This is a genomic window from Citrobacter sp. Cpo221 (assembly GCF_030332345.1).
Lineage (GTDB): Bacteria > Pseudomonadota > Gammaproteobacteria > Enterobacterales > Enterobacteriaceae > Citrobacter > Citrobacter portucalensis.
The window spans coordinates 75,703-92,520 of record NZ_JAOWIA010000034.1 but is presented as its reverse complement, the minus strand read 5'-3'; the positions used below and the strand labels follow the sequence as shown (position 1 = coordinate 92,520).

Here is a 16,818-nt window from a genome sequence, read left to right as displayed (position 1 = left end):
TGTTAAAAACAGTAAAACGGCCCCTGCACCAGGAGCCGTTTTTCAAAGCGAGCGGCCGGGACGATTAACGCGTAATGGAGTACAGCGTACCGTCTTTCGCCTGGATCAGCAGTTTACCATCAGCAGAGACCGGCTCGGTCAGGAAACCTGAGCTGTCGACTTTCTGCTGGGCAACAAAACGACCATCGTCAACGTTAATCCAGTGCAGGTAGCCTTCGCTATCACCGACGACCAGATTGCCATTATACAATACCGGGGACGTCAGCAGACGGTGCAGCAGATCGCTTTGCGTCCACAGCGTCACACCGCCGTCGGTGGTCAGCGCCAGTACGCGGTCGTTCTGATCAACCAGATAGATACGGTTACCGTCGACGATGAAATCATTCACCGAGCCCAGTTCGCGTTTCCACATAATCTGACCGCTGCGCAAATCCAGCGCCGTCAGGTTACCATTATAAGCCAGCGCGTAAACAACGCCATTGACGATAACCGGCGTGGTATCAACGTCGCTCAGACGATCGATTTCCGTTGGGCCTGTCGCCTGAGAGATACGCTGCTGCCAAATCATCTGGCCTTGCTGCATCAGCACGGCGCTCACGCGACCGTTATCACCGCCGACAATAGCTGCGCCAAAGGCAGTTGCCGGAGCGGATTCACCACGCAGAGACAGGGAAGGCATGTCGAGGTTAACGGTCCATTTGATGGCGCCATCAGCTTCGTTTAATGCCTGCAACTGGCCGTTGCTGGTGTGGATCAGTACTACGCCATCGCTCACAACAGGACGAGACAGCGCTTCACCGGCGACTTTCGTCTGCCATGCGGTGGTACCGTCGCTGGTATTCAACGCATAAACCTGTGCTTTTTCGCTGCCAATGTAAACATGTCCGCCAGACACGGTTACACCGCCAGAAAGCTGTGCAGATGCACGGGAGAACCAGCCGTCTTTCTCACCCAGATTCACAGACCAGACTTCTTTACCGTCGCCTGCGTTCAATGCTTTCACTACACCAGCGCGATCGGCTGCATAGACAACGTTATCCGCCAGCGCAGGGTGAAGATTGGAATAGAAATCACCAATACCGTTACCTACGGAGGTGCTCCATTCCGTAGACGGAGTAAACTGGTTTTCAACCACCGGTAATGGGGACATCTTAACGACATCTTCTTCGCCACTAAACAGTGAACAGCCGCTCAATAGGGTAACGGAAAGCAGCCCTGGCAGAAGTAATTTACGCAATTGCATCGGGTCCCTCTCAGATGGACAAATTATTGATTTTCATCTGCATCATTTCGCTCAGAGCAGGAGAGGCATCGCTTTTCACACCCGCTTCCCATGCGCTACGCGCACCTTGTTTGTCGCCTTTGCTCAGCAACGCTTCACCGCGCAGATCGGCAACAATGGCCGTCCACCCTTCACCTTTAATAGTGTCGAGCGTTTTCAGCGCGGTATCAGCCTGTTTAAGCTGAACCTGAACACGAGCCAGACGCAGGTTAATCACCGCTTTGAGATTTTCATCGCTGGTTGCAGCCAAGCCCTGTTGCAGCTGACTTGCAGCTTTCTCAAGTTCATTTTGGTCAACAAACTGCTGCGCAAGTTCCAGTGAAGCCAGCGCGCCGTAGGTATTTTTATTCTCTGCAGCAAATTTCTCAGCGGCAGGAATGCTGTCCGGTTTACCCGCGCTAACCGCAGTCACCGTATTTTGATACGCCAGAGAAGCAGAGCGTGCGGACTCCGTCTGATGGCTGGTCCAGTAACGCCAACCAACCAGCGCGCCAACCCCTAAAATGATCCCAACAGCCAGCGCCTTGCCGTTTTCAGCAAAGAAGCGTTTTACCGCATCAACCTGGTCGTGTTCGTTCTCGTATATTTCCACGCTGTCCTTCTCCTTAGCCCAGTAAAGTGCGCAAATGCGCGGCAACGCTATCCTGCGCTACTGCCGTTTGCTCACCAGAGCGCAAATCCTTCACTACAACAGTACCGTCAGCCACTTCGGACTCGCCCAGTACCAGTGCAACGCGGGCGCCCCACTTATCGGCACGGGCAAACTGTTTCTTAAAGTTGCCGCCACCGTGGTTTGTCATCAGTTTCACACCAGGAACTTCATCGCGCAGACGTTCTGCAAGCGTCATTGCCGCCGATTGCGTGTCCGCCCCTGAAGCAACCAGGTATATATCGACAACAGGATCTGCGTTAAATTCCGGATTAACTGCCTGAACTAACAAAACAAGTCGTTCCAGACCCATAGCAAAGCCCACGGCAGGCGTTGCACGACCGCCAAGTTGCTCTACCAGACCGTCGTAACGACCACCGGCACACACGGTGCCCTGAGAGCCCAGGCTGCTGGTGACCCACTCAAATACGGTGCGGTTGTAGTAATCAAGACCACGAACCAGACGCTGATTGACGGTGTAGGCAATGCCTGCGGATTCCAGCAGTTTGCACAAGCCCGCGAAGTGCTCGCGAGAGTCGTCATCAAGATAGTCGCCCAGTGCAGGCGCGTCGTTGAGCAGCGCCTGTACTTCCGGGTTTTTGGAGTCGAGAACGCGCAGCGGATTGGTGTACATACGACGCTTGCAGTCTTCGTCCAGTTTCTCTTTGTGCAGTTCCAGGTAGGCGACCAGCGCATCACGGTAGTTAGCGCGGGCTTCAAGCGAACCGATTGAGTTCAGCTCAAGGCTAACATGCTGAGAAATACCCAGCGCGCGCCACCAGCGAGCGGTCAGCATAATCAGCTCCGCATCAATGTCCGGGCCTTGCAGGCCAAATACTTCGACACCCAGCTGATGGAATTGACGATAGCGTCCTTTCTGCGGACGTTCGTGGCGGAACATCGGCCCGATATACCACAGACGCTGTTCCTGATTGTACAGGAGACCATGTTCGATGCCGGCGCGTACGCAGCCCGCAGTCCCTTCAGGACGCAACGTCAGGCTGTCGCCATTACGGTCCTCAAAGGTATACATCTCTTTTTCAACCACGTCGGTAACTTCACCGATCGCGCGTTTGAATAACGGGGTCTGCTCTACAATCGGCAAGCGGATTTCACTGTAACCGTAGCTACCGAGCACGTTTTTGAGAGTGCCTTCAATGCGCTGCCAGATGGCGGTTTCGCCAGGCAGATAATCGTTCATGCCGCGAATGGCTTGAATGTTTTTTGCCACGTTTATTCTCTTTATGAATATAAAAATGAACCCTCAGCGCTAACCCGAACAATGCGGGCGCCATGCGGGTTCAATCATACACGGGAAGCACGCCGCTTCCCATCACGTTGTTATTTTTCAAGCTGCTGCACGTCGATACGACGCGCTTCGTCCAGAATACTCGCTTTAGCGCGGATGCGGGCTTCAAGCTGCGTAATCATGTCGTCGTTATCGAGTCTGTCCTTACGCACGCCGTCTTCATACAGGCCGCTTTTCTTGTTACCGCCCGTCACGCCCAGCGTAGAAACCAGCGCTTCACCAGGACCGTTTACCACGCAGCCGATGATCGAAACGTCCATTGGCGTAATGATATCTTCCAGGCGTTGCTCCAGCGCGTTAACCGTACCAATAACGTCAAACTCCTGACGCGAACAGGTTGGGCAAGCGATGAAGTTGATCCCGCGCGCGCGAATGCGCAGCGATTTCAGGATATCGAAACCCACTTTGATCTCTTCCACCGGATCGGCTGCCAGAGAAACACGCAGCGTATCGCCGATCCCTTCAGATAACAGCAGGCCAAGGCCGATCGCGGACTTCACCGAACCACTACGCAGGCCACCGGCTTCGGTGATCCCCAGATGCAGCGGTTGATCGATCTGTTTCGCCAGCAGGCGATAGGATTCTACGGCGAGGAAAACGTCAGACGCTTTAACACTGACTTTGAATTGATCGAAGTTCAGACGATCGAGGTGATCCACGTGGCGCATAGCGGATTCCAGCAGCGCCTGCGGCGTCGGTTCACCGTATTTTTCCTGCAGATCTTTTTCCAGCGATCCGGCGTTGACGCCGATACGGATAGGAATATTTTTATCACGAGCGCAATCCACCACCATGCGAATACGCTCTTCACTGCCGATATTACCTGGGTTAATACGCAAGCAATCAACACCGTATTCCGCTACCTTCAGCGCGATACGATAGTCGAAGTGAATATCGGCAACCAGCGGGACGTTAACCTGCTGTTTGATAAGCTTGAACGCTTCTGCGGCATCCATTGTCGGTACAGAGACACGAACAATGTCTGCGCCTACGCGTTCCAGCGCTTTAATCTGATTAACCGTCGCTTCCACATCCGTGGTACGCGTATTGGTCATAGACTGTACGGCGATGGGCGCACCATCGCCGATCGGCACGTTCCCAACGTAAATGCGTGTCGATTTTCTACGTTGAATTGGAGCCTGGTTATGCATTAAAAAATCTCCCGCATTGCCGTCTGTTACTGAGCCGGTGATTGTTCGGCATTAACGGTCAGACGCGCAACCTGGTTAGTTCTGATAAAACGACTCAGATCGACAGGTTTACCCTGGAACTGAATCTGCACTGCCGCCGGGGCGCCAATTTTCAGTTTGTACGGCGCTTGACCGGTCAGGTTTAGATTGCCGTCTTTACGCTGCATCCCGCTGAACAGTTTTTTACCGGTCGCATCGGTTACTTCCAGCCAGCAATCGGCGGTAAAGTTCATCACCAGCGCGTTAGGATCGGCTGCAGGTGTAGTCACACCTGCCTGATCGGTCGGCAGAGGAGCCGCTGTAGCTGGCGCTGTTGGCGCTGCGGTTGCGGTATCGACGTTAGCCTGAGATGGGGCAACAACGGCGTTCTGTTGCGCATCAGCGGCGGGTGCCGGGGTCGCAGCAACGTCTGGCGTTGGCGCTGCGTCCGCCACCGCACCATCGTCAGGAGCCGGAGGGGTATCCTGCCCTGCTGCTGCGCTGGTATCTAACGGTACGTTCTGCGCACCCTCTTTACCGGCATTCAGCTCAGCAGAGGATTGATCGGCCATGGTGGTGATCTCTTCCTGCTGCGCTTTATGGTTCTGCCACCACCAGGCGCCTGTCAGTCCGACAACGACAAACAGCACCAGCCAGGTAAAGGTCATTAACCAGCCGTCACGTTTCTTACGACGCTTACCGAGCGAAAAGCTCTGCATCGGTGCGACCTTAGCTGGTCGAATCGGAGCCTGTTTTTCCAGCCCTGGCAACAGTTCTTCTTCAGGAATATGCACCAGACGCGCATAAGAACGGATATACCCGCGCAGGAATGTTGAAGCAAGATCGGCTGGCGCCTTATCTTCTTCAATATCGCGTACCGTGGAGACCTTCAGGCAAAGTCGCTCCGCGACTGCCTGCTGGCTGAATCCGAGTTGTTCACGGGCATTGCGCAGACGAACGCCGGTGGATAGTGTTTCATTTTTGTCGTGCGTGGCTTCAGTATTCATTCGCTACAGCTGCGTAAATTTGGGTTCTGATGCCGGCGAGCCACAATGCTCACCCACACCGCGAAACATCTGGTCAGTTAACCTTCGTCAGACAGTATAAAACGGTCAGACTATCAATGACAAAACGGCGTAAACCTGAGGGCTAAACACTTGTTACGCCGTTACATACTGCCTTAAAGTCGACAAAAACGCACCGTTATTATTGACCTGACGACGACAACAAAAAACCTCATATGGCTTACGTTGCACTACGGTACAGGAATTATACCGTAGTGCGCCAACATCAAACGGTCTTAATGTCGATAGCGTCGCCCTGCATACGCTTACGCAGAGTACGCTTGGTACGGTCGATAACGTCGCCCGCCAGCTGACCGCAGGCTGCATCGATGTCATCACCACGTGTTTTACGCACGATGGTAGTGAAACCATAGCTCATCAACACTTTGGAGAAACGATCGATACGGCTGTTAGAACTACGGCCATACGGCGCGCCCGGGAACGGGTTCCACGGGATCAGGTTGATCTTACACGGCGTATCTTTCAGCAGTTCTGCCAGCTGATGCGCGTGTTCAGTGCCATCATTGATGTGATCTAACATCACATACTCAATGGTTACACGACCCTGGTTAGCGTTGGACTTCTCCAGATAACGACGAACCGCACCAAGGAATGTTTCGATATTGTACTTTTTGTTGATAGGTACAATTTCGTCACGAATTTCATCGTTCGGCGCATGCAGAGAAATCGCCAGCGCGACGTCAATCATATCACCCAGCTTATCCAGCGCAGGGACAACGCCTGAGGTGGAGAGCGTGACGCGACGCTTGGACAGCCCAAAACCGAAGTCATCGAGCATGATTTCCATCGCCGGAACCACGTTGGTCAGGTTGAGCAACGGCTCGCCCATCCCCATCATCACCACGTTGGTAATAGGACGCACGCCCGTAGCCTTCACCGCACCAACGATCTTCGCCGCGCGCCAGACCTGACCAATGATCTCCGATACCCGTAGGTTACGGTTAAAGCCCTGTTGCGCCGTAGAGCAGAATTTACACTCTAATGCGCACCCGACCTGTGAAGAAACACACAGGGTCGCACGATCGTCTTCCGGGATATACACCGTTTCAACGCGCTGATCGCCAACCGCGATAGCCCATTTGATCGTACCGTCAGAAGAACGCTGCTCTTCCACCACTTCCGGGGCGCGAATTTCAGCCACTTCTTTCAGCTTGTTACGCAGCACCTTGTTGATGTCAGTCATGTCATCAAAGTTGTCGCTGCAATAGTGGTACATCCACTTCATGACCTGATCGGCACGAAACGGTTTTTCGCCCATCTCTTTGAAGAATTCGCGCATTTGCTGACGGTTCAGATCCAGCAGGTTAATTTTTCCATTTTTATTTGGAACCGCAGGAATGACGACTTCAGAGGTGTTAACTAATTCAGACATAATTTTTTCCGGCCTCGTTGTTACACGTTGTGGCCCGTGGAGGGTTAAAAAGAAACGCCCCGGCAAGCGATCTGCTCTTCCGGGGCGTTGCATTGTACAAAGTCTGGCGCAGGGATGCCACGTTTGCACGAAGCATTAGCGAAAATAATATGTAAAGGAAGATCGTAGGCCTGATAAGACGCATCAGCGTCGCCACCAGGCAAAGCAGAGCCGGATGCGCAAACGCTTATCCGGCCTACAGGACGAGCTTATTAGCGCGTACGCGGGCAAACCTCGCCTTCACCAAAGAAATAGGCGATTTCGCGCGCCGCTGACTCAACGGAGTCGGAACCGTGAGTACCGTTCTCGGTGAAGCTGTCAGCATAGTCTGCACGCAGAGTACCAGCCAGCGCATTCGCCGGGTTGGTTGCGCCCAGCAGATCGCGATGACGCTGTACGGCATTTTCGCTTTCCAGAACAGAAACAACGATCGGACCGGAGGTCATAAATTCAACCAGACCGTCAAAGAACGGTTTGCCATCGTGCTCAGCATAGAAGCCACGTGCCTGCTCAACGGTCAGGTGCAGCATTTTAGTGCCGACAATTTTGAACCCTGCTGCTTCAAAGCGCGCAAAGATGCTCCCAATAACGTTTTTTGCCACCGCGTTTGGTTTGATGATGGAAAAAGTACGTTCAATAGCCATGATAACCTCTGTAATGTGTTCTGTTGTTGTCTATATAGATGTACGACCTGGCGCGGATTATAAAGAGCATCCCGGCAATTGACTATTGATGAAGGTAACATTTCTTTAAAATAAGATGAATTTTAGCAACAAACAGTCACCAACTGATCTACTGCATCGAAAATCTCACCGCCGCTACCTGACCAGCGTCATCCATCACCAGCAGTTGATAATCCCCTTTAGTCGCCAGCCGTAGCGTAAGACGACGTCCACGTTCTTCCAGCCTTTCACCGTTAAGAAACCACCAGCGTTCACCACTCCCACCACTGGTTTGCACCGGCAATGAGGCTTGAGCAGAACCGGGTAAACGCTTCACAATCGCGCCATCACGAATACCTGTCAACTGCAACGGCTGTGAAGCGTCTTGTCCCAGCGGCGGACACGTGGCAGAAACTGGCGGTAATCTCGCCCCACGGCGTTCTGATTCCGGTAGCCATGGCTCCAGCGGCAACGGCCAGACGATTAACGTTTGCTCGTGCGCCTGCGGGCAATCCGCCGCCACACGTTTGCCTTCATCATCCAGCCAGACAGGAAAACGAATGCCATTAACGCCTTCCTGCACGGGCAATAATAACGTTGGCGGCTGACTGCCATCCAGTAACCAGGTTGCCAGACGGCGACGGCAGTTGCTGTCTCCAGGGGCAAGGGATTGCCCGCCCGGCCAGCACACCACACCGCGACTCACGGATTCAGGGCGTGGATCTTCCGGCTGATTTGTCCCGCGAGAGAGCAAAAGATTGTTGACCTGAGTGAGCAGCGGCACGGCGCTGGCAAATCCAAACTGGCCCACCACCGGCGTTCCGTCTGGTCTGCCAGTCCAGATACCGATCACATAACGGGCGTTAACGCCAATCGCCCAGGCATCGCGATAGCCATAGCTGGTGCCCGTTTTCCACGCCAGCGGAACCACTCTGCTCAGTGCGTTATCCGGCAGCGGTTGGGCTTCGTCGGCCATAATACGGCGAATAATCCACGCCGCGCCCGCCGACATCAACGGGCGTTCAAGCAGTGGGTCACCCGGCTGCAGACGCAGTTTTCCCGCTTTTCCCTGGCGGGCAAAGGCGCTGTACGCTGCGGCCATATCTTCCAGCCTTGCCCCCGCGCCACCTAAAATCAGCGACAGATTTGGCGCAGCCCCTGCGGGCAGATACAGCGGTAAGCCGACGTTACGTAACGATGCGGCAAAGCGCTTCGGACCATAGGCTTCGAGCACCTGCACGGCGGGTAAATTCAACGACCTTACCAGCGCTTCGCTCATGCTCACCGGGCCATGAAAACCGCTGTCAAAATTCCCCGGCCGATAGTCCCCGGTACGCCGCGGCACATCCTGCAACAACGAAGCGGGATGAATGAGTCCGTCATCCAGCGCCAGACCGTAAACAAACGGCTTCAGCACCGAGCCTGGCGAACGGATCGCATTCACCATATCCACATGACCAAAGCGGGAGTCGTCATTCATATCTACCGACCCCACCCAACCACGCACGCTCATATCGGTGTGATCGACCACAATCATTGCCAGCGAACTGCGTGCAGGTAAGCGCCCCTTCCAGTTCTGCGCCAGCTCTTCGAGTTGGCGCTGCAACCCGGCATCAAGGGTAGTCACGATTTTATCGCTCCGGCTTTTTCCCAGCATCATGCGCGAGAATAACGGCGCTAACTGCGGCATTTGCCGGGGCGCCAGCCAGACTGGCTCTTCACGCGACTCCTGTACCTGTCTGGCAGGCCAAATGCCCTGGGTCGCCATACGCTCGAGCACTTTATTACGCGCTGCTTGGGCACGGTCCGGCCAGCGATCCGGACGCAGGCGACTCGGTGCCTGTGGCAAAACAGCCAGCAGCGCGGCATCGGAGTAACTTAATTGCGCGGGTGATTTACCAAGATAAGCCCAGCTTGCCGCCCCCACGCCCTGCAGCGTGCCGCCAAACGGCGCACGGTTGAGATACAGTGTCAGGATGTCGCGTTTGGAGAGATGCCATTCCAGCTGCAATGCGCGCCAGAGCTGGCGGAACTTGCCGCCGAAGGTTCGCGGATGGGGATCGAGTAATCGTGCGACCTGCATGGTGAGCGTACTGCCGCCCGAAACCACGCGCCCAGAGGAGAGGTCCTGCCATGCCGCACGCAGTACTGAAAACGGATTGACGCCGGGATGCTTCCAGAACCAGCGGTCTTCATAGTTGATTAACGCTTCAAGGTAGCGGGGCGACACCTCATCAATTGTTACCGGATACCGCCAGATACCATCCGCATCGGCAAAGCGCCAGAGTGGCGTACCATCATGGGCCACCACGACCCGCGCAGGATCGACTTCGTGCAGCGGCAGCGGCCAGATTTTATCTGCCGCCCAAACCGCAGCCACTATCAATAGTGCAACGGCTGCCAGCCAGAGCCAGCAGCCGCGTTTACCCAACCCGCGCCTCATTTACGGTCTGACAATCAAAAGTCCCTCTGTCGCACCGGTCGCGCGCCACTGCGGAACATACATTGATTCCACCTGCGGGACGGGAACCTGGTAGGTCCCCGGCGTCACCGCTCGCGCCAGATACACCAGCGTAACCGGTTGTCCTTCATTGACCGCCACCGCAGCGACAAAGCGATCGTCACGGAACTCAACGTGCTGGATATCTGCCTGCTGCATCTGATTAAGCAGATTCGCCACTTCGCTGCCGCTATCCTGCAGGCTGGCGCTGCCGTTGGCCAGATTCTGGTTTTCCAGTTCCAGTCCTGCTGGCAGTAAATCGACCACCAGCGCATCCGGCACGTTCTGGCTGGCTTTCACTTCCAGCCAGACCAGCACCAGTTCGCCGCTGCGCAGCGAATCCAGCGATTTGCTGTTTCCGTCGAGCCCCAGGATTTGACGCTCAATCTGCAGAACGTTGCTGGCAGGCGTCGGTGAGGTTTGCGGATAACCGCTCACATCCAGACGTAGCCACAGCGGTAGATTACCGGTATTGGTGACGCTCAGCGTAGACAGCGCATCGGCATCCAGATTACGCGTCTGTGATTTCTCCCCGGCTAACGGTTGCTCCGAGAGTGACGTTTGCGCCTGCCATGTGCCAGGCAAATCCTGTAGCGTACGCGCAGCAAGGAATAGCGCATTATTTTCCTGAGTCGAGAGCCACCGCTGTCCAAAGGCCTGTTCTGACAACGTGTTCAGCAGCGTATTCTGCACGTCAGGTTTGAGCTTATTCTCTTCGAGCAAGGCCAGCATTAAGGCGTTATCCCGTAACGCACTGCCGTAATCCGCCATCCACTGTTGCGTATCGCGGCGCGGCGTATTCAGCGCTAGCGTCAACGCCTGTTCACTGCGGTTAGCATCGCCCATATTTTTCAGCGCGATTCCCAGTTGTAACAGCGGTAAACCAGAGGCCGCTTGCGCACGACGCTCCCAGATCTCACGCAATGCGCCGAGCGGGGCTTTTTGCTGACGCGCCAGAACCAACGCGGCGTATGCTTGTACGGCAAACCGGCTTGCTGAAGAGTCGTCGGTATAGCGAATCGACAACATTCCTGGATCCTGCAAATAGCGCAGCAGCCGCTCGTTGCCACGGTTAATGACTTCCACCGGGACGCTGTAGCCCTGTTCATTTGCCCGAACGAGGAAATCCATGACATACGCGGTCAGCCAGTACTCTTCCGACCCGTTTTTATCCCACAGCGCGAAACCGCCGTTATCACGCTGCATCTGCACTAAACGAGAAATCCCAATATCGACTGCCGCACGGCGTTTTTCATCGCTGTCGCCCACAATACCTAACGCCTTCAATTGCGCAGCATTGGTGTATAAGGATGGGAACAACCCGCTCGCCGTTTGCTCCAGGCAACCGTAAGGGTAAGCCTTCAGTTCGCGGATATAACGCGCCAGATTTAGCGGCGGCTTACCGCTGAACAGCAGTTGTCCCTGCATCGTTGCAGGGGAGGAATTGGTCAGTTCTTCGCCCGGAAGCTGCCAGGTTGCGCCCGGCTGAAGTGCGACACCGTTATTAACGGTTTGCGCCGGGAACGCCGGACGCACGCCAATCTTCCACTGTTTATGCTGAACTGGCAGCGTTTCACCCGGTAAAGTCAGACCGCTAATTTCTGCCTGAATTTCGCCATCGCCAAACCCCTCCCGCGCACGCACCGGAATAAACAACGTAGTCCGTACGCCTGGTGCCAGATTTACCGGAGCAGGATCTTGCCCCATCAGCTCCAGTAAGCCATTGGACGCGAGCTTAATATTCAGCGTTTGCGGTTTGTCAGTCAGGTTAGTCACGTCCAGCGTCAGGCGCGAGGTATCGCCTCCCGCCAGAAAACGCGGCATATTCAGTTCAGCAATTACCGGCGCGGCAACAATCACCTTGCTTTCACTGCTGCCAAAGTCATCCGCCGTCCAGGCCTGTGCCATTACCCGTAGCTCGCCGTTGAAATCACCAATCGGTAGCGTCACCGTACCTTCGCCCTGCTCGTTGAGCGTGACCGGCAGCGCCTGTTGCGCCACGATATTGACGTGATTAACCGGTGGCTTACCGCCGCGTTTTAATTCATCGCCATCTCCACCAAAGCGCAGCGCCGCCAGCCGCCCTTGCCCTTCGATCACCTGGCCGTAAATATCATAAATATCCGCGCCATAGCGTTTTTGCCCGAAAAACGCCTGCCACGGATCTGGCGTGGCGTAATCGGTAATGTTCAACACTCCGCTATCAACGGCAGAGACCAGCACGTTAACCTGTTTTGGTACGTCGCCATTTTTGACGCTGGCTTTAATCTTGACGGTCAACGGCTGGTTTGGCCGTATTTTCGCCGGGTTTTCCAGCGCCAGCGCCAGACGACGGTTTTCATCACCTAACGGCAAATGCAGTAAACCGACCGCCCGTTTTGGCGTGGCCGAACGGGACTTGTCGCCAGGACGAACCACCAGCGCACTGAGATACAAATCGTGGCGATTCCAGGTTTTATCGATTGGGATGGAGATATCGAGACCATCCGCCGGTACGTCTATTTCTTGCCACCACAGCGGGCCTTCGCTGGATTCCACCATCGCATAACCTTTGCCAGCAGCGGGAGCGGCAACGTGCAGCTTCATGGTATCGCCAGGACGATAGCTGGGTTTGTCCAGTTTCAGAGTCACGCGATCGGGACGCACAGCCCCACTGCCGTCGCTGTTATCCTGCCAGCTATAACCGGCCCAGAAGCGTACACTGCTCACCGCATCATTCGGGGCTTTCACTTCCAGACGATAAGCGCCCCACTCAACCGGGAAGCTGACTTTACCGGTTTCATCGGCCTTAAGGTCCAGAGTCTGCTCACCTTCAACCAGATCCTTTTGATCGAACTGTGATTGCCAGCCCTCGCCTTCAGACCAGTTCCAGTAATAATCTCGCCGCTCGCGGATCAAACGCACCTGCAAACCGGATACCGCTTTTTTCTCGCCTTGCGCATTGGCATAAACAATGTCGAAAGCGGCGTTGCTGTTTTCATCAACGATAGGCTGATTCACTGTGGTATCGGTGCGGTAGTCATAAACGGCTTTCGCCGCAAACTGCGGACGAATACCCGGCAGCGTGTCCGCAGGCCAGATGGCTTGTTCAGCCCGACGCGTCACCGGGCGGCCACCAGATTCCAGCAGGCTGGCTTGCAGGATCACCTGTAACGGAGAATGCGTCTCCTGCCATTGGCTGTTGGTGGTCACTTCGCCGCGACCGTGTTCATCCAGCGTAAGCTGAACTTCATCGAGGCTGCGGGACAGGTTTTCTTCGGCAATATTACCAAATTGGAACCCCGGCAATGCCTGCACCGCTTCGCGCAGCGGGCGCAGGAAAAGCTGTCCTTGCAGAGCATTGCCATTAGCGGGCGCGCCGTACAGGTAGTAGCCCACTACCGAGAACTTCACTTCATCAGCCGGAGCTACCGGAATCTTATTAGCGGAGAGATTGAGTGCCATCCGCTCAGGCATAAAATCTTCGACGTGGAAATCCCACATCCGCGACTGGTTGTCACCCGTATTAGCACGAATATGCCACATACCCGTTGGCGCGTTGGTGTCCAGCGGCCAGCTAAAGCGGTACAGACCGTTCTCCGGCTGACTAACCACCGAGCGTAACACTTGTCCGTCAGGCTTCACGACCTCCAGCTTCACCGGCTGGTCGGGCAACGTTTTGCCGTCGCTGTCACGCAGTAATCCGTTGAGGATCACCGTTTCGCCAGGACGATAGAGGTCACGGGGACCAAACATAAAGAACTGTTTGCTGTATCCCGGTGCACCGGCAATATCAAATTCAGCCAGATCCAACGCCGGGAGTTTCAAATCCAGCAGCGTGGTTTGCCCGTCTTTGCGGGCCAGCAATAAAGCCGCGTCTTTATCAGTCTCCAGTTTGACATGACCCTGCGCGTCGCTGGTAGCCTGCGCCAGCGTCTGTCCTTTTTCGTTGAGTAACGTGACCTCAATACCCTGCTGCGCAGCGCCATTTTCCAGACTCTGCGTAAAGACATCCAGTTGATTGTGGTAACGGTGAGCAGACACACCAATATCGCTGAGTGTGAACAGCGTAGCGGCATTACTGTAGTTGTATTGTCCAGCCTGATTCATCACCGCGATGTAAACACCTGCTTGCTGCAACGGTTTGATATCGCTCAGCGGCAGCAGCAGCTTCTCACGGGTGTTACGCGCAGGATTGAGGTCAAAGCGTCCGGTATACACCAGTTCCGCCATTTTCAGCAGATTGTCAGATTCCCAGTTCGTCAATGAATTGCGGTATTCCCACTGGCTGACAAATGCGCCGAGCGATTCAGGCTTCACGCGAAAGAAGTTCACATCCACGCTGTTAACGTTGAGGGCCATTACCGGCAGGCCTTCAATTACTTTTCCCGGCAGCAGCGAGCCGCGACTGGCAAATCCTACGCTTGGCTGGACGTCGCGAGTGGTAATGTTTTTTTCATAATCAATAGCGAACGTCACTTTATTCAGCGCCAGCAAATCACGCTCAATGGTCACCACCAGTTCCCGGTTAGGTTCCAGATGGCGTAAGCGCAGCTCTTTCAGATTTGGCGCCAGCTCCCAGGCACCATCCACTTTGCCGCTTTTTTTATCAACAACGTGCACGACGCGGGAAAAATCTTGTTCTGGATCGAGGGGAATGGAGAAGGTCAAAACGAGCGTTGCCGCACCGTCGAGCTGGACCTCTGAGGCATCCAGCAGCGTCAGCGACTTGCCCTGGCTTTGATGCACCAGCTTTTGTAATTGAGCTTTATCTTTTGCTGGCGCAGTCTGTGGCGCAGGTGCATCAGGTTTCGCAGCCGTCGGTGATTTTTCGTTATTATTATCGCACCCGACCAGTGCCAGCATCAGCATGCAGGCCGCTACGCGTAAATGTTTCATTTTTCATCCCTGGCCGTAGTGGCCCGTTAGCTACGTAGAACAACTATTATGCGTCAGATTTCCGGCTGTGGAAGTCAGTAACTGAACAACGTTGTCTTAATTTAAGTGATTAATGTGGATTCACCTGACAAATCAGCCTGTTTTACTTGTCGCTTTACGGTAAACATCCGACAATTTGCCAAAACCTGGTAAAAATGGAGATGCCTATGACCACCGCCTTCTTTGTCGCTGCCGACTGGCTTGCCGAACACATTGACGACCCGGAAATACAAATTCTTGATGCCCGGATGGCACCTCCAGGACAGGAAGATCGCGATGTTGGCGAGGAGTATCGTGAGGGCCATATTCCTGGCGCAGTATTTTTTGATATTGAAGCGCTTTCCGATCATACCTCACCGCTACCGCATATGATGCCACGCCCCGAAGCCTTTGCCGTTGCGATGCGCGAGCTGGGCGTTGATCAGGATAAGCATCTGGTTATCTACGATGACGGTAATCTGTTTTCCGCGCCACGCGCATGGTGGATGCTGCGGACATTTGGCGTCGAAAATGTCTCCATTCTGGCAGGAGGTCTGGCAGGCTGGAAGCGCGATGAGCTAATGCTCAAGGAAGGCGATGAGGATTTACCTGAAGGTGAATTTAACGTGGCCTTTACGCCTGACGCAGTTGTGCGCGTTACCGATGTACTGCTGGCCAGTCATGAAAAAACGGCGCAGATCGTCGATGCCCGTCCGGCTGCGCGTTTTAATGGCGAAGTTGACGAGCCGCGTCCTGGTCTGAAACGTGGTCATGTGCCGGGTGCGCTTAACGTACCGTGGACAGAACTGGTTCGTGACGGCGAACTGAAAACCACCGATGAGCTGGATGCTATTTTCTTCAGCCACGGCGTGAGCTTTGACCGCCCTATTATCGCCAGCTGCGGCTCCGGCGTAACGGCTGCCGTCGTGGTGCTGGCACTTGCCACGCTGGGCGTTTCTGACGTCGCATTGTATGACGGCGCATGGAGCGAATGGGGAGCACGCAACGATTTACCGGTAGAACCGCAATTATAAAGCTGGAAAAGCCGGATAGCGCTTCGCTTATCCGGCCTACAATTTAGATAATCCGGTTCTGTTTAAAGTCGCGCAGGAAACCGCCCCAGCGGCGTTCGTAGAACGGTGCGATATGCTCAGTGATAAAGTGGCTCACGCCCTTCTCACCCTTCTTCACCTGGCAGATATCAATAGGTTCATCGCCCGGCAGCGTATCGGTCGCGACGCTGCCAGCAGCGTGGATGATCTCTTCAATATCCCCTTCTGCTTCAATACCAATCAGCAGATTCGGCTGGGCTTCCGCGCTTTCTTTGATTGAGCAGAGAAACGCGCGTTTTACCGGCTTAATGGTTTTAAACAGCGTAGTCAGCGAGTCAATCATTTGCGCCGGAGGTTCAGCGACTTCAGAGAGGATCAGCGATTCACCACCTTCCAGTACTTCCTGGGTGCTGAGCGGATTCCCCTCTTCCCCCATCAGCAGGCTGATTTCACGCGGCATAAACTCTTTACCGGTCGGCAGTTTCGCGTTGAGAAACAGCGTTTCGCCGAGCGTCATTTCAAACAACGTACGCACCGGCATAACGACAAATGCTTGCTCATCTTCCACCGCCTGCTGCAGGGCTTCCAGAGAGGTGAAGAACGGGATCACGGTCGTGCCGTCTTCTTTTTCCCAGTGCTGCAGGTCGAGAGCGCTGTCTTCAACCACCGCCTCGCCTTCTGCGGCAGTACCCGGTACCCAGACTGTGGATTCCAGTAAAGTACGGAAAAATGCCGGACGATGCGCAGGCTCTGTTGCCGCTTGCTCCAGCAACGTTTCTAATTCGTTTTTTGTTTCGGACATA

At 54.8% G+C, this 16,818-nt stretch carries 11 protein-coding genes; 1 reads left to right on the top strand and 10 read right to left on the bottom strand.

Annotation, left to right across the window (positions count from 1 at the left end; all coding sequences use genetic code 11):
* Positions 1-64: 64 nt before the first annotated feature.
* The 9 genes from bamB to OGY72_RS06805 form a co-directional block, all read right to left on the bottom strand.
* Positions 65-1,243 carry an outer membrane protein assembly factor BamB gene (gene bamB / locus OGY72_RS06845; protein ID WP_008785453.1) on the bottom strand — a complete coding sequence of 393 codons (1,179 nt, stop codon included), beginning with the start codon at positions 1,241-1,243 and terminating at the stop codon, positions 65-67.
* A gap of 10 nt (positions 1,244-1,253) precedes the next feature.
* The gene (locus OGY72_RS06840) at positions 1,254-1,874 is read right to left on the bottom strand and encodes a YfgM family protein (protein WP_003835172.1); all 621 of its coding nucleotides are present in this window, start codon (positions 1,872-1,874) and stop codon (positions 1,254-1,256) included.
* Between the two features lie 13 nt (positions 1,875-1,887).
* On the bottom strand, positions 1,888-3,162 hold the full coding sequence (gene hisS, locus OGY72_RS06835) for a histidine--tRNA ligase (RefSeq protein WP_003835173.1): 1,275 nt from the start codon (positions 3,160-3,162) through the stop codon (positions 1,888-1,890).
* A 110-nt stretch (positions 3,163-3,272) separates the two neighbouring features.
* Entirely contained in the window at positions 3,273-4,391 is a 1,119-nt protein-coding gene (gene ispG, locus OGY72_RS06830) for a flavodoxin-dependent (E)-4-hydroxy-3-methylbut-2-enyl-diphosphate synthase (RefSeq protein WP_003037720.1), read from the bottom strand.
* 26 nt (positions 4,392-4,417) lie between these two features.
* The gene (gene rodZ / locus OGY72_RS06825; RefSeq protein ID WP_032944208.1) at positions 4,418-5,416 is read right to left on the bottom strand and encodes a cytoskeleton protein RodZ; all 999 of its coding nucleotides are present in this window, start codon (positions 5,414-5,416) and stop codon (positions 4,418-4,420) included.
* A 283-nt stretch (positions 5,417-5,699) separates the two neighbouring features.
* Positions 5,700-6,866, bottom strand: a complete 1,167-nt coding sequence (gene rlmN / locus OGY72_RS06820; protein ID WP_003037713.1) for a dual-specificity RNA methyltransferase RlmN — start codon at positions 6,864-6,866, stop codon at positions 5,700-5,702.
* Positions 6,867-7,117: 251 nt separating this feature from the next.
* Entirely contained in the window at positions 7,118-7,549 is a 432-nt protein-coding gene (gene ndk / locus OGY72_RS06815; RefSeq protein ID WP_003037710.1) for a nucleoside-diphosphate kinase, read from the bottom strand.
* Between the two features lie 148 nt (positions 7,550-7,697).
* Positions 7,698-10,010 (bottom strand): peptidoglycan glycosyltransferase PbpC, encoded by a 2,313-nt coding sequence (gene pbpC / locus OGY72_RS06810; RefSeq protein WP_286547466.1) that lies wholly within the window; start codon positions 10,008-10,010, stop codon positions 7,698-7,700.
* Positions 10,011-14,945 carry an alpha-2-macroglobulin family protein gene (locus OGY72_RS06805; RefSeq protein WP_286547464.1) on the bottom strand — a complete coding sequence of 1,645 codons (4,935 nt, stop codon included), beginning with the start codon at positions 14,943-14,945 and terminating at the stop codon, positions 10,011-10,013.
* A gap of 206 nt (positions 14,946-15,151) precedes the next feature.
* Between OGY72_RS06805 and sseA the strand changes: the two genes are divergently transcribed.
* Positions 15,152-15,997, top strand: coding sequence for a 3-mercaptopyruvate sulfurtransferase (gene sseA / locus OGY72_RS06800; protein WP_063941712.1), 846 nt, complete (start codon positions 15,152-15,154; stop codon positions 15,995-15,997).
* Between the two features lie 43 nt (positions 15,998-16,040).
* On the opposite strand, the gene sseB is transcribed toward sseA, so the two are convergent.
* Positions 16,041-16,817, bottom strand: coding sequence for an enhanced serine sensitivity protein SseB (gene sseB, locus OGY72_RS06795; RefSeq protein ID WP_016157136.1), 777 nt, complete (start codon positions 16,815-16,817; stop codon positions 16,041-16,043).
* Between the last annotated feature and the right edge of the window lies 1 nt (position 16,818).